Below are 13,249 nucleotides of genomic sequence, written 5' to 3' on the forward strand. Positions count from 1 at the left end.
CGGATGGGAGGCTATGGTGGACGTATTTCTCGGCGTTGATGTTGGTACAGGCAGTGCGCGTGCCGGGCTTTTTACACGTGATGGCGAATTGCTTGCGAGTGCGAAGCAAAACATTCGCATGTGGAAACAAGGCTCAGATATTGTGGAGCAGTCCTCCAGTGATATTTGGCAGGCTGTTTGTACTGCCGTTAGGGAAGCGCTCAGCCTGGCAAATATTGCGCCGGAAGCGGTCAAAGGCATCGGCTTTGACGCCACCTGTTCGCTGGTCATTGTCGATAAAGACGGAAATCCACTGCCTGCAAGCCCGGAAGGGGATGCGGAACGCAATATTATTGTCTGGATGGATCACCGCGCACGCGAACAGGCCGAACGCATCAATGCAACATCCCATTTGGTGCTGAAATATGTTGGCGGTCGCATTTCACCCGAAATGGAAACGCCAAAGCTGCTTTGGCTAAAGGAAAACAATCCAAAAACGTTTAATGAAGCTGGCCTGTTTTTTGATCTGCCCGATTATCTGACCTATCGCGCGACGGGTAGTCTTTCGCGCTCGCTTTGCACTGTGGTCTGCAAATGGACCTATCTGGGACATGAAAAACGTTGGGATGAAAATTATTTCCGCACAATTGGTCTCGGTGTTATGGCCGACGAAGGTTTTAAGCGTATCGGCACCGATATTGTCGATATTGCAACGCCTCTTGGGCAAGGCCTGACTGAGCAGGCAGGAAAAGAACTGGGACTTTTGCCGGGTACGGCGGTCGGTGCATCTCTGATTGACGCACATGCCGGTGGCGTGGGCACCATTGCTGGCAGTGTAAAGGGGGAGCGCGTGGTAGACATGCGTTCGCGTCTGGCGCTGATCATCGGAACCTCTGCCTGCACGATGAGCGTGACTGAAAAGCCAGCTTTCGTGGATGGGGTATGGGGACCATATTGGGGCGCGATGATGCCGGATCTCTGGCTTAACGAAGGTGGGCAGTCTGCCTTTGGGGCGGCGACTGATTATCTGGTTGGCATGCACCCTTATAAGGCGGAGGCGCAAAAGGAAGCTGATGCTGCCGGTCTGTCGCTGCTCGACTATCTTGAAAAGCTTGCCATAGAGTCCGTCCACCAGCTTTCGGAAGTGGCACTTCTCGCAAAAGGTCTTCATGTGGTGCCGGAATTCTTGGGCAATCGTGCGCCGGATGCGGATCCCGATGCGACAGGCATAATGGCGGGCATTAAGCTTGATGCATCGCGGGAAAATCTGGTAAGCCTGTTTGTCGCTGGCCTGTGCGGTTTGGCTTATGGCACAGCCGATATTCTCGATGCGCTGAAAGAAAAAGATATTCCAATCAAAACGATCATTGTCAGTGGTGGTGCTGCTCGAAGCCCGCTGATGCGCCGAATATTAGCCGATGCAACGGGGCTCGCGGTGGCGCTGCCATCATCAGCCGAGCCGGTTTTGCTTGGATCCAGCATCGTGGGTGCGAGCGCGTTTGAGAAAAGTGATCTCGCGCAGGTAGCCGCGAGCATGAGCGAAATTGCCGAAACGATTGAACCGCAGCAAGGACTTGCCAACGCGTTTCATGCGGCCAAGCGCGAAATCTATAAAGACCTGAAACGCTCGGAGCATGCTGCGCGTCGATTGATGCAAAAATTCTGATTACTTCCCTGCCTTGGGTGCCTTGAAAACGGGAAGCGGGTAGGTTTTGCCAAGAACAACGCCTGCTTTTCGCAGAACGTCTTCGGGCGCCGCATAAGGTTTGTGAATCCATCTATCCGGTAGGTCGGCAATTTCCGGCACCCATTCGCGCACATAGGCGCCGCCAGTATCAAATTTGTCGCCTTGCAGGACAGGATTGAAAACGCGGAAATAGGGTGCTGCGTCCATGCCGCAGCCTGCCACCCATTGCCAGCTTCCCGGATTGCTGGCGATGTCGGCATCGACCAGCGTATCCCAGAACCATTTTTCGCCTTCACGCCAGTCGATCTGCATGTTCTTGCTCAAGACAGAGGCAACCAGCATGCGCACGCGATTATGCATCCAGCCTGTCGCCCAGAGCTGACGCATGCCGGCGTCAATCATCGGAACGCCGGTATTGCCCTTTTTCCAGGCCTCAAACGCCACTGGATTGTGGTTCCACTCAATATCGGCGAGCGTGTTGCGCATGTCGTTTTCGGCAATGTCCGGGCGATAATAGAGTTGGTGATAGTGAAAATCGCGCCAGATAAGTTCGGACAGAAATTTCTCGCCCCCCGTTTGCGTGTCGGGATGCTCATCCATCAGCGACAGCGTTGCATGCCATGCCTGTCGCGGGCTGATTTCACCGAAGCGTAAGTGTGGCGAGAGCTTGGAAGTGCCTCCCACATCGGGGCGGTCGCGGTCACTTGCATAATTTTGGATGGTCTCGTCAAAGAAATGATAGAGTTGGTCGACAGCAGCCTGTTCGCCAATCTCCCACAGACCGTTCATTTTCTTTGACCAGAAGAGTTGTATCTGAGTTGCTGTCTTTGACTTGTGTTGCAGCTTAGAAGGTGCAGCTTTCCAATCAGATGATGTAAGTGGACGGTTCACCCCTTGCTGGCGGAGCGTTTTGGCGTAAGGTGTAAACACCTGATAAGGACCGCCACCGCCTGTTTTGATCTCCCATGGCTCTGACAGGAGATTGCCTGCAAAAGATCCAACATTCAGTCCTTTGTCTTTCAGGGCCGCTTTGACCTGTGCGTCGACGTCGCGTTCTTGCGGGGCATAGCGCCGGTTCCAGAACACGGCATCAAAGCCGTTTTCCTTGATCAAATTTTCGATGATATTGAGTGCGTCACCCTTCATCACGATCAATTCTACATTGCGTGCGTTGAGGCTTTTCTCAAGCGAAGTCAGGCTCTGCTCCAGCCACCAGAGCACAGCACTGCCGGGGGAGCGCAAATGCGGATTGGTTTCGTGCACATAGAGCGCGGTGATGCTACCGCCAAGCTTGACAGCAGCATCCAGAGCCGGGTTGTCGGCAAGGCGCAGATCGTTACGCAACCAGACAAGCGCATTTGCAGTCATTGAATAATCCTTATTTGACGGGCTTTAGAAGATAATGCCCGACGCCCCAGACATTTCCGTTGTCGTGACCGAAAAGACCGGCAGTCGCTAAGAAAAACAGCCGCCAGCGACGTTCCCACAGGCCAGCGTCCTGCGCATAGACCTGTTGCAGGATTGGTCTGATCTGATCAATCGATTTATCGAAGTTGCTTAGCCAATCCAAAGCCGTTTGCTGATAATGCGTGCCGGACCAGCGCCAATCCTGCTCAACTGTGAATAGTTCACCAAAGCGGTGCGGAAGATCGAAAGCTGGCATGATGCCGCCCGTGAAAAAATGATGGGCAATCCAGTCTGCCGGATTGTCGTGATTGAACCGGTAAGAGCGGTCGCGATGGGTGAAAACATGGATGAATAATTTTCCCTCTGCAGTTAGCCAGCCGCGCACGCGCTCAAACAGCGATTGCCAGTTAGACATATGTTCAAACATTTCAACCGAGACCACGCGATCAAAGCGCTGATCAATTGAAAAGTCGTTCATGTCTGCAGTGATTACGCTTAGATTGCCAAGGCCGCGCATGGCTGCCTGTGCCTCGATATAGGCGCGTTGCGGCGTAGAGTTTGACACCGATATAATGTTGGCGTTTGGAAAATTTTCAGCCAGATAAAGCGATAGCGAACCCCATCCGCAGCCCAGTTCCAGAATGTTCATGCCATCGTGAATGTCGGCGTGGCTCAACGTCTCGCGCAGCGCGAATGCTTCTGCTTCGCCAAGTGTTGTGTTTTTATCCGGATAATAGCAGCAGGAATATTTGCGTTGTGGTCCCAGTGCCAATTCGAAAAATTGCGGAGGGAGTTCATAATGCTGGCGATTGGCTTCATCGGTGTGGGTAGCAACTGGGAAGTTCTTCATTGTCTGGAGGAAATCAAGTTCCGTTTGTTCCGGCGTTCCGGCCAGCCTGCGCTTTGTACGACCGCAAAGATAATCGATGCCTGCAAGCGTGATCGTATCGCTCAAAGGAACGCGTTCCGCTGCATTGATTGCATAGGCCAGCATATTCATATTCAGGCTCCTGACTTTTTGGGACCGGGAAAAAACGCATTAACGCGGCGTTGAAGGGCGCGGAATTTTTCACCGCGCGATTTGAGCATGTGTTCTTCGAGAGGGGGGATGCCCGATACGTGCACCAGCAGCCAATACATCTGGATGGGGGCGAGCAGCGACACCCAGCTCCAGGGCGATGCATTAATTGCCATCAACGGCCATGCGCACCAGAAAAGCCATTCAAAGAAATAGTTAGGATGCCGCGAATAGGCCCAAAGGCCGGACTCGCAAATTTCAGTTTTTGCCGCTGGTGTTTTGCGAAATTTTGCAAGCTGCGCGTCAGACAATGCTTCGCCCGCAATAGCAATCGCGATAATTGCAACAGCGATAACGTCCCAGACATTGGGGAAGTCAGGACGGCTTACGGCTGCAAGATAGACTGAAAGCACAAGAATAAACGCCGCCAAGGCCTGTATCTGTAAAAACCAGAACAAGCGCTTTGAGGCGTTGTCGCCCCATTCTTTCATAAGCTTTGTATAACGCGGGTCTTCGCCGTGAGACAGGCTTCGCTGTGCGATATGAAGCCCCAAACGCAGTGACCAAACAAGGATCAGGATGAGGATTGCTGAGCGGCGTTGCCATGGCGTATCGGCCCAAAGCACAGCTATGAGCGAACCTAATCCAACAGAAATTGACCAAATCGCATCGATCCAGCCACTTTTGCCGGTCTTTCTTTCCAAGCCCCACGCAAAACTCATGATGAGCGACAGGCTGATGGCAACAATGAGAAGAAGATCGGGTTGCATTTGCGGGCCTTTGGTCGAGATTGCGTTTTATACAATGCATACGTATGGCCTTGGCTTTTGGTTTCCTAAGCCGCTCAAAAAAATCAAAAAAAGTTACAGTCTCCATTGAACCAATCAGCATCTTAAAACGTAAGATGAAGAAATGCGGCACAGTGAGGGACTTATGGATATTACAAACCATCCGAGCGGCGCTAAACGCCTCAAGCTCGCCATTATCGGGAGTGGGATTTCCGGCCTGTCTGCTGCGTGGCTTTTATCGCAACGCCATGATGTTACTATGTTTGAAGCCTCAAACCGCATCGGCGGACATAGCAACACGGTCGAGTTCGCAAGCAGTGGCGGGCCCGTCGCCGTCGATACAGGCTTCATTGTTTATAATGAAGTGACTTATCCCAATCTCACGTCGCTTTTTAAGCTACTCGACGTACCCACTTCTTCGTCAAATATGTCCTTTGCCGTGTCGCTCGGTAATGGCGCTTTTGAGTATTCGGGCGGTACAGGTCTTGGCCTTTTCGCACAGCGTTCAAATCTGGTTAGTCCGCGTTTCTGGGCGATGATCCGTGATTTACTGCGCTTTTATCGTAATGCTCCCAAGGATTTTAGCATGATGGGTGGCATTTCGCTGGATGACTATCTCGCGCGAAATGACTATGGCCGGGCTTTTCGCGAGGACCATCTTTATCCGATGGCAGCGGCAATATGGTCGACACCAGCCATGGAAGTCGGTCGCTATCCAGCCGCAAGTTTTGTCCGATTTTGCTCTAATCATGGTTTGCTTGCTTTGCGTGATCGTCCGATCTGGCGAACGGTAAAAGGCGGCAGTCGTGAATATGTTGAGCGTATCACCAGGCCTTATGCGGATAATATTCGGCTATCGACACCGATAAAGTCGGTGAGACGGTTGGAAAACGCTGTTGAACTGATGGATGCGAGTGGCATTGCGTATTCATTCGACGATGTGGTGATTGCTACCCATGCCGATCAGGCTTTACGCATTCTTGCCGACCCAAGTCATGAGGAAAGCCGCATTCTTAGTTCGTTTCAATATGCGCGCAATGAGGCGGTGCTTCATACGGATACTTCGCTGATGCCAAAAAGACGTGCTGCGTGGTCAAGCTGGAATTATCTAACCAATGCGGGTTCGGGGCCTTCGCAGCCATCAATAACCTATTGGATGAACCGCTTACAGCCATTGGGAACCGCGCCCGATACATTTGTAACGCTCAATCCATGTCGTGCGCCGCGTGAAGATTTAGTCATCCGCCGACAGACCTATGAGCACCCTATTTTCGATCTGTCGACGGATCGTGCACAGAAGGAAATCTGGTCGTTGCAGGGGCAGCGCAGAACATGGTTTTGCGGCGCGCATTTTGGTTCTGGCTTTCATGAAGATGGTTTGCAGGCAGGTCTTGCGGTGGCCGAAGACCTTGGCGGCGTGCGTCGTCCATGGCAGGTCGAGCACGAAAGTGCGCGGATTGTTCGCCAGCCTGTGCCGATCCGGGAAAGGGCGCTGGCATGAGCGAGATTTTTAAATCCGCCCTTTTTCCGGGTCATGTGACCCATGCACGTTCGCGGCCAAAGGTGCATAAGCTTGCTTATAAAATCTATTCGCTGCTGCTTGATCTTGACGAATTGCAGGCCCTTGACAGCAAATTAAAGCTGTTTTCTGTCAATCGCTTAAATCTGTTTTCTTTCCGTGAAAAAGACCGCGGCGACGGATCAACAACACCTTTGCGCGCGCAGATTGAAGATGCAATGCGCATCACAGGTATAGAGCCGGATGGTGGTGCGATCCGCCTTCTGACCATGCCGCGGATTCTTGGCTGGTCATTTAATCCGTTGAGCATCTTCTTTTGCTACAATCGTGAAGATCGCCTCACAGCCATTTTATGGGAAGTCGATAACACGTTCAAACAGCGCCATGGCTACATGATCCCGGTGGAAGCTGATGAGAGCGGACGCATCGTGCAGACCTGTGACAAGGCATTCTATGTATCGCCCTTCATGGATATGAAGCTGCGCTATGAGTTTGAGGTCCAGCCACCGGCAGACAAGCTCGCAGTCAGGATCAATACGTTTGACGATGAAGGTTTGGTGCTCACCGCGCGGCATCTGGCGCACCGGGTTGAATTGAGCGACGCGGCCTTGCTGCGTGCCTTCTTTGCCATTCCCTTTTTAACATTGCGGGTTGTCGGTGGCATCCATTGGGAAGCGGTGAAAATTTTGCTGAAGGGCATCAAACTTCGCAAGCGTCCAAGCCCGCCTCAGGCCGCAATATCCCATATCCATAGTGAAATTTCTGGCAGAGGAACAGGGTCGCATGAGCCAGTTTGATGAAACTTCCCACTTTCCTGCCTCTGCGTCGCTGGGGCGTTCTGTGTTGAGTCCTTCCGTGCGCTTGTTAAAGCGTCTGCTCAATCAGGTCCGATATGGCCGTCTGACACTTGTTTTGCCGTCAGGACAGTCGGTTGTTGCACAAGGTGCGCAGCCGGGACCAGAAGCGAAAATTATTATCAAAAGCTGGCGCTGCCTGCGCCGTCTGTTAGCGGGTGGCGATATTGGTTTTGCGCAAGCCTATATAGAAGGTGACTGGACATCGCCCGATCTGACCAGTGTCATCCGCTTTGCAGCGCGCAATCGTGACACGCTTCTTTCGACGTTTCGTGGATCACCTTTAATGCGTCTGGTGCATCGTGTCGGCCATTTGCTTAATGCCAATACCCGACGCGGCAGCCGTAAGAATATCGAAGCGCATTATGATCTCGGCAATGGTTTTTACAGCCAGTGGCTTGATCCATCGATGCTTTATTCGTCGGCCATTTTTAAGGAGACGACGGATAGTCTTGAGGCTGCGCAGGAGTATAAGTTGAAGTGCATTGCACAAAAGCTCTCTCTGCAGGGTGGTGAAAAAATCCTTGAGATTGGCTGTGGCTGGGGCGCTCTGGCAACCTATCTGGCCGATTATGGGGATGCACATGTAACCGGCATTACTTTGTCACCATCCCAGCTCGCATGGGGAAAGAATGTCGTTCAGAAGGCGGGACACAACGATGCCGTTGATCTGCGCTTGCAAGATTATCGCGATGTCAAAGGGCAGTTCGACCGGATCGTATCGATCGAAATGTTTGAGGCGGTAGGAGAAGCCTATTGGCCGGAATATTTTGCAACGCTCAAGCATTGTCTGAAGCCCGGCGGTAAGGCTGTTCTGCAGATCATCTCAATTGAAGATGCACGCTATGAAAACTATCGTCGCAAGGCCGATTTTATACAGAAATTTATCTTTCCCGGCGGATTCCTGCCATCCGATAAGGTTCTAGAGCGCGATCTCGCCAAAGCCGGTCTCGTTCTGAAAGAGATCAACCATTTCGGCCATTCGTATGCGCTTACGCTGGCCGAGTGGCGGCAGCGGTTCAACGCCAATTGGCCAGAGATCGAAAAACTCGGTTTTGATGATCGGTTCCGCAGACTTTGGGAATATTATCTTTGTTACTGCGAGGGCGGCTTTGAAGAAGGCGCCATCAATGTCGGGCTTTATACGATCGAGCATGCTTGATGAAAATGAATCCACGGATGCAGGAGGCACCGATGAAATGGATACTCATAATAGGTAGCATCGCCATGTTAACACCATCAATTGCGCAGGCTGCAGATATAGGCGGCAACTGGGCGCGCGGCGATGGCAAGGCGAGGGTCAAGATCGCTGACTGCGGCAATGATATTTGTGCCACCAACACATGGATCAAGCCGGGAACGCCGAAAGAAAAGACCGGCGACCGTCTGGTTATGACGATCAACCAGACTGCCAGCGGCCAATATTCCGGCACGGCTTTCGATCCACAGCGCAATCTTACTTATAAGCTCAGCGTGAAGGTGGACGGCGATAAAATGACGACCAATGGATGCGTTCTGGCAGGTCTTTTGTGCCGGGATGTGAGCTGGTCTCGTATAAAATAAGAGAGTGGTGTTTTGATGAAATCTTACATTGTAGCCTATGTGGTAACGGCCATCGCTTTTCTGGCCATTGATTCAGTGTGGCTGACGAACATGGCCAATGTGTTCTATCGCCCTGTGATGGGCGATATGCTTGCGCCAAGTTTCCGGCTTGCTCCAGCGGTTGTATTCTACGTGATTTTTGTGTTCGGGCTGGTGTTCTTTGCCGTGCGACCGGGACTTCTTGCAGGGAGCGGCGCAGTTACGCTGCTGAATGGTGCACTTCTGGGATTTGTCGCCTATGCGACTTATGATCTGACAAATCAGGCCACCTTGAAAAACTGGTCATGGACTCTGACCATTGCAGATCTGATCTGGGGTACTGTGCTGTCTGCCGTCTCCGCCTATATTGGCTATTGGGTAACGTCGCGTTTGGTAGGCTGAGCATTTCCAGCAAAAGTGCGTAGCGTCTACGCAGGGAAATCAGTTCACTGGACTGATTTTTAATCCTGCTACGATGCATAGGATAATGCGTAAAAACAGAGAAATAGAGCCGTTCCAATTGTCACGGTTCTAGCCGGAGTAATAGTATGCAGAAATTGGGTCTTCTGGCAGTCTTTGCCTTCGTGATCATCACGATTGGTATGGTGATGGGTATCAGCTTTCCGCCCGGCGAGTGGTATGCGTCGTTGCAGAAGCCTTGGTTCACGCCACCAAATGCTGCATTCGGGCCGGTCTGGACGATACTCTATGTGTTCATAGCGATTGCAGGCTGGCGCACATTTCTTAGCGATAATGGTTGGAAGCGTCGTGGACCTTGGCTTGGTCAGATGGTGCTGAATTTCATTTGGTCACCGATTTTCTTTGGCGCACATATGACTGTTCTCGGACTTGTTGTCATCATTGGTGCGTGGCTTTGTGTGCTTCTGTTTATCGTTCGTGCATGGCAACCAGATCGGATATCTGCACTGCTTTTTGTGCCCTATCTGGCATGGCTATCGGTGGCAACTGCATTGAATACGGCGATTATAGTTCTCAATTGAATAAGTAAAAGGCGGCAAATATGCCGCCTTTTACTTATGTTTTTACGCATTATCCTTCGCAAAACCTCGTCGCACTTTTGTTCTAAATGCCGATTAGTGGCTGAACCATACGCATCAGCCAGCCCTGGAACTTCAGCGGTGCGTCTGTCACGGCAAGGCATATGCAATCTCCGCCGCGTGACGCAATCGGCTGATGCACAAGATCGGCATCGGCTTCTTCAATATCACCGCGTGCAAAAACGCCTGTTTCATCCTCAAAACTGCCGCAGAGCACCAGTGTGAGTTCGCGTCCGCCATGGCCATGTTCAGGCACAGGCTTTCCGGCCGGAATTTTGAGCAGCCTGACATTGGTTTCGCCATCGTTGATTGCAATCGGAACTTGATAGGCACCGCGGCCAAGCGCTTTCCATTTCAAATCCGGCAGATCTCCGCCCACATAGGAGCGTAGCGGTTCAGGAAGAACTGCAGGCGCTGCAGTGGGTGCTGGACGTTGCAGCGAGGTCTTCGGTTGAGTTTCGAGCCTGCTTTTTAAGGCGCCCCATGCATCAAGTTGAATTTCTGCCGGTGCGACTTTCTCCAGAAGCTCACCACCAATATGCTCAAACTGCTTAAGACGCGAGCGACAGGCCGGGCAAAGTGCGAGATGTGTTGCTACTGCAATGCTCCAGCCTTCGGCCAATGTGCCGGCTGCGTAGCTTGAGAGAAGTTCGTCGCTCAGATGGTGTTGAATATTCATCAGTACGCTCCCGAATTGTCGAGCGCAGAACGCAATTTATTGAATGCCAGCCGCAGACGGGATTTCACGGTTCCAAGCGGCAGATTTAGTTTCTTTGCAATTGCACTATGCGTGCTGTCTTCAAAATAGGCGAGTTCAAGCAATGTGGATTGTTCTTTCGGAAGGCTTGCCATCGCAGCGCGCAATTGGCTGGCGGATTGCCGCTCTGCAATCTGAATATCGGCGGGCCGTTCTTCATCGGGCACAAAGGCCGGGTCGGTTGGGTCAAATTGCGGACGTCGCGCACGCCGGACGGCATCAATGCGCTGATTGCGTGCAATCGTGAAAATCCAAGTCGATAAGGCTCCTTTTGAAAAATCAAATTGGTCTGCCTTATTCCAGACCATAATCATGGTTTCCTGCATTAATTCTTCCGCTGTTTGCGTATCGGCAGACAGTTTCGCCATATAGGCTTTCACGCGCGGTGCGAAATGTTTGAAAATCGCCTCGAATGCGTCCATGTCGCGTCGCGAACTGACTGCCAGCATCAATTGTTCCAGAGAAGGCTGATTTTCAGAAGCAGTCCGCTCGGTCATTCGTGTTAAATCCCATATGCTCAGATGCGACAAAGCCAGAAGCGGCGAATTGCGCTCTATTTTCTTTTGCCACGCCTGTGAGCTTAAGGAAACGTTTGTATTCATAAAGCCTGTTACGAAGGCAAAATGAAACTGGATCACAGTTTAGGGCAAAAACTGTTAGTTTTTTGCGGTGTAGGTCTTTATCACCGGTGTCTGCATGCGCTGTTCATACTGCCCGCAGTCCCGCAAAAGCATAGTGGCTTTTTCATAATCCACGGCTTTCGAGAAAGCATAGCCTTGGCCGAGCTGACACCCCATCTTCTGGAGCGTTTCAGCCAGTTCAAGCGTCTCAACGCCTTCTGCGACAAGTTTGATCTTCAGGTCACCGGCGATCTGCACAATGCCTTTGACGATCGCGACACTTGGATCACCGGGGGCTAGGCGGCATACAAAGGACCGGTCGATTTTGATAATGTCGACCGGAACAGTCAGAAGATGCGCCAGTGCTGCAAAGCCGGTGCCAAAATCGTCAAGCGCAATACGCACACCGAGCAGGCGCAGGTTTCTGATGCCTGATGCAACGACATCGTCGCGCTGCCCGATATAGGCGTTTTCCGTCACTTCTATGATAAGATGTGTGAGCGGCACATCATATCGAGCGAATGTCTTTGAAACAAATGCCGCCAGATCGCCGACGTAGAAGTCGGCGGCTGTCACGTTAACGCCAACATGCTGCACCGGCAGGCCAAGATCAAGCCAGCGTCGAATGTCCTGTGCGACGATTGAAAGCATATATTGGGTAATTTCGGATGCGATATGAACATCCGAAAAGGATTCTTGAAACATGGCGGCGGAAAGTATTTCGCCCGATGGCGTGGTCATACGGCTCAACGCTTCAAAGCCGATGATTTCCCTTGTATCAAGCCGCAAGAGGGGCTGATAATGCGCGGCGATACGCTTTTGTTCGAGTGCTTCGCGGACTTCCTTGATCGAATTGCGCCGATGGACGATGCGCGTTCCGACATTGGCTTGATAAAGCACGAAACTCCCACGCGCATTCTCTTTGGCATGATAAAGCGCGAAATCCGCGTTGCGACGTACGGTTTGCGGTTGCGTGTCGAGCGCGGCAAGGACTGCCCCGCCGATTGTCACGCGTGGTAAGATTGTCTGGCCGTCATAATGGACAGGCGATGACAGCGCCTTGAAAACCAGATCGGCTGCATGATATGGGTCATAGAGCGCATCATGGTTCTGGATAATCACTGTAAATTCATCGCCACCAGTGCGAAATGTTATATCCGGTGAAAGACTATCTGAAATACGCGTGGCAATCGTTTGAATGAGGACATCCCCAACTTCATGCCCGAATGTATCATTGGTAACTTTGAGATTGTCCATATCAATAACGAACAATGCCCAGCTCCCCGGCAATTCACAACGCAGTTGTGATAGTGCGTCGTCAAAGGCTGCGCGATTGGCAAGACCAGTCAGAACATCGACTGTCGCTCGCCTCTCATAGTTGAGGATTCGCACTTCGCGCACCATTGCAAGCTTACAAAGCTGTGCGCCTATATCGATAATTTCACGTTCAGATGCTGTTGGAGTGTGTTTCTTGTCGAAATAGACCGCCAGAGCGCCGATCGCGTCGCCTGTGTCGTTGAGGATTGGCACAGAACTGCATGCAAGCAAACCCAGGGGCAGGGCAAGTTGCTTGTAAGATGCCCATTTGGGATCATTCTCAATATCTGAAACAACGACCGGAATTTTGTTATAAATTGCACTGCCGCAAGAGCCGACCTCGGGGCCGACGACAATTCCATTGAAAGCGTAGCCATAACTATCGGGCAGCTTTGGAGCGGCGAGCATATTAAGCATGCCCGCCTGATCGACGGAGCAAACCATCGTGCGGGCATCAATGATCAGTTCTTCAATTTCAACGCACAATTGTTCGAGCGTTTGCTTCAGAGGCTGGCCTCTGGCTATCAACTCAAGAACAGTGTTCTGAAATTTGAGCACGATTTCCTCATGGTATTAATGGGTATTTGGATCTCAATCTTACACGCTTATATGGTTTTTCAAAGGACTGTGTCGTGCGAGTGCCGAATATAGTTACTTCAATATT

At 51.7% G+C, this 13,249-nt stretch carries 13 protein-coding genes; 7 read left to right on the forward strand and 6 right to left on the reverse strand.

Annotation, left to right across the window (positions count from 1 at the left end; all coding sequences use genetic code 11):
* Positions 1–13 precede the first annotated feature (13 nt).
* Entirely contained in the window at positions 14–1,645 is a 1,632-nt protein-coding gene (locus CEV31_RS09120; protein WP_169717325.1) for an FGGY-family carbohydrate kinase, read from the forward strand.
* Here CEV31_RS09120 and CEV31_RS09125 read toward each other — a convergent pair whose 3' ends face one another.
* From CEV31_RS09125 to CEV31_RS09135, 3 genes are read right to left on the reverse strand one after another with little or no spacing between them, the layout of a single operon-like run.
* Entirely contained in the window at positions 1,646–3,034 is a 1,389-nt protein-coding gene (locus CEV31_RS09125) for a cryptochrome/photolyase family protein (protein ID WP_094506760.1), read from the reverse strand.
* Positions 3,035–3,044: 10 nt separating this feature from the next.
* Positions 3,045–4,073: an SAM-dependent methyltransferase gene (locus CEV31_RS09130; RefSeq protein WP_094506761.1), complete on the reverse strand. Its 1,029-nt coding sequence runs from the start codon at positions 4,071–4,073 to the stop codon at positions 3,045–3,047.
* A 2-nt stretch (positions 4,074–4,075) separates the two neighbouring features.
* Positions 4,076–4,861 (reverse strand): DUF1295 domain-containing protein, encoded by a 786-nt coding sequence (locus tag CEV31_RS09135; RefSeq protein WP_094506762.1) that lies wholly within the window; start codon positions 4,859–4,861, stop codon positions 4,076–4,078.
* Positions 4,862–5,024: 163 nt separating this feature from the next.
* Here CEV31_RS09135 and CEV31_RS09140 point away from each other — a divergent pair, with 163 nt between their 5' ends.
* The 6 genes from CEV31_RS09140 to CEV31_RS09165 all read left to right on the forward strand — a co-directional run bounded on the left by CEV31_RS09140 (position 5,025) and on the right by CEV31_RS09165 (position 9,834).
* Positions 5,025–6,380 carry an NAD(P)/FAD-dependent oxidoreductase gene (locus CEV31_RS09140; RefSeq protein WP_094506763.1) on the forward strand — a complete coding sequence of 452 codons (1,356 nt, stop codon included), beginning with the start codon at positions 5,025–5,027 and terminating at the stop codon, positions 6,378–6,380.
* Positions 6,377–7,195, forward strand: a complete 819-nt coding sequence (locus CEV31_RS09145) for a DUF1365 domain-containing protein (protein ID WP_094506764.1) — start codon at positions 6,377–6,379, stop codon at positions 7,193–7,195. The genes CEV31_RS09140 and CEV31_RS09145 overlap by 4 nt, the downstream gene beginning before the upstream one ends.
* Positions 7,182–8,414, forward strand: coding sequence for an SAM-dependent methyltransferase (locus CEV31_RS09150; protein WP_094506765.1), 1,233 nt, complete (start codon positions 7,182–7,184; stop codon positions 8,412–8,414). The genes CEV31_RS09145 and CEV31_RS09150 overlap by 14 nt, the downstream gene beginning before the upstream one ends.
* Positions 8,415–8,446: 32 nt before the next feature.
* Positions 8,447–8,815 (forward strand): DUF2147 domain-containing protein, encoded by a 369-nt coding sequence (locus CEV31_RS09155; RefSeq protein WP_094506819.1) that lies wholly within the window; start codon positions 8,447–8,449, stop codon positions 8,813–8,815.
* Positions 8,816–8,830: 15 nt separating this feature from the next.
* On the forward strand, positions 8,831–9,235 hold the full coding sequence (locus CEV31_RS09160) for a DUF2177 family protein (protein WP_094506766.1): 405 nt from the start codon (positions 8,831–8,833) through the stop codon (positions 9,233–9,235).
* Between the two features lie 146 nt (positions 9,236–9,381).
* Positions 9,382–9,834 carry a TspO/MBR family protein gene (locus tag CEV31_RS09165; RefSeq protein WP_094506767.1) on the forward strand — a complete coding sequence of 151 codons (453 nt, stop codon included), beginning with the start codon at positions 9,382–9,384 and terminating at the stop codon, positions 9,832–9,834.
* An 82-nt stretch (positions 9,835–9,916) separates the two neighbouring features.
* Here the strand turns inward: CEV31_RS09165 and CEV31_RS09170 are convergent, their stop codons facing one another.
* The 3 genes from CEV31_RS09170 to CEV31_RS09180 all read right to left on the reverse strand — a co-directional run bounded on the left by CEV31_RS09170 (position 9,917) and on the right by CEV31_RS09180 (position 13,143).
* Positions 9,917–10,570, reverse strand: coding sequence for a ChrR family anti-sigma-E factor (locus tag CEV31_RS09170; protein WP_094506768.1), 654 nt, complete (start codon positions 10,568–10,570; stop codon positions 9,917–9,919).
* Complete coding sequence (locus CEV31_RS09175; RefSeq protein WP_210190904.1) at positions 10,570–11,145, reverse strand: sigma-70 family RNA polymerase sigma factor; 576 nt, start codon at positions 11,143–11,145, stop codon at positions 10,570–10,572. The genes CEV31_RS09170 and CEV31_RS09175 overlap by 1 nt, the downstream gene beginning before the upstream one ends.
* A 159-nt stretch (positions 11,146–11,304) precedes the next feature.
* Entirely contained in the window at positions 11,305–13,143 is a 1,839-nt protein-coding gene (locus tag CEV31_RS09180; protein WP_094506769.1) for a sensor domain-containing phosphodiesterase, read from the reverse strand.
* Between the last annotated feature and the right edge of the window lie 106 nt (positions 13,144–13,249).

Origin of the sequence: Brucella thiophenivorans (genome assembly GCF_002252445.1) — a bacterium.
GTDB lineage: Bacteria > Pseudomonadota > Alphaproteobacteria > Rhizobiales > Rhizobiaceae > Brucella > Brucella thiophenivorans.

Excerpts from the sequence above, each read along its gene's own strand:
- CEV31_RS09120 (WP_169717325.1), top strand. The coding sequence starts at position 14 with ATGGTGGACGTATTTCTCGGCGTTGATGTTGGTACAGGCAGTGCGCGT.
- CEV31_RS09125 (WP_094506760.1), bottom strand. The coding sequence starts at position 3,034 with ATGACTGCAAATGCGCTTGTCTGGTTGCGTAACGATCTGCGCCTTGCC.
- CEV31_RS09130 (WP_094506761.1), bottom strand. The coding sequence starts at position 4,073 with ATGAATATGCTGGCCTATGCAATCAATGCAGCGGAACGCGTTCCTTTG.
- CEV31_RS09135 (WP_094506762.1), bottom strand. The coding sequence starts at position 4,861 with ATGCAACCCGATCTTCTTCTCATTGTTGCCATCAGCCTGTCGCTCATC.
- CEV31_RS09140 (WP_094506763.1), top strand. The coding sequence starts at position 5,025 with ATGGATATTACAAACCATCCGAGCGGCGCTAAACGCCTCAAGCTCGCC.
- CEV31_RS09145 (WP_094506764.1), top strand. The coding sequence starts at position 6,377 with ATGAGCGAGATTTTTAAATCCGCCCTTTTTCCGGGTCATGTGACCCAT.
- CEV31_RS09150 (WP_094506765.1), top strand. The coding sequence starts at position 7,182 with ATGAGCCAGTTTGATGAAACTTCCCACTTTCCTGCCTCTGCGTCGCTG.
- CEV31_RS09155 (WP_094506819.1), top strand. The coding sequence starts at position 8,447 with ATGAAATGGATACTCATAATAGGTAGCATCGCCATGTTAACACCATCA.
- CEV31_RS09160 (WP_094506766.1), top strand. The coding sequence starts at position 8,831 with ATGAAATCTTACATTGTAGCCTATGTGGTAACGGCCATCGCTTTTCTG.
- CEV31_RS09165 (WP_094506767.1), top strand. The coding sequence starts at position 9,382 with ATGCAGAAATTGGGTCTTCTGGCAGTCTTTGCCTTCGTGATCATCACG.
- CEV31_RS09170 (WP_094506768.1), bottom strand. The coding sequence starts at position 10,570 with ATGAATATTCAACACCATCTGAGCGACGAACTTCTCTCAAGCTACGCA.
- CEV31_RS09175 (WP_210190904.1), bottom strand. The coding sequence starts at position 11,145 with ATGACCGAGCGGACTGCTTCTGAAAATCAGCCTTCTCTGGAACAATTG.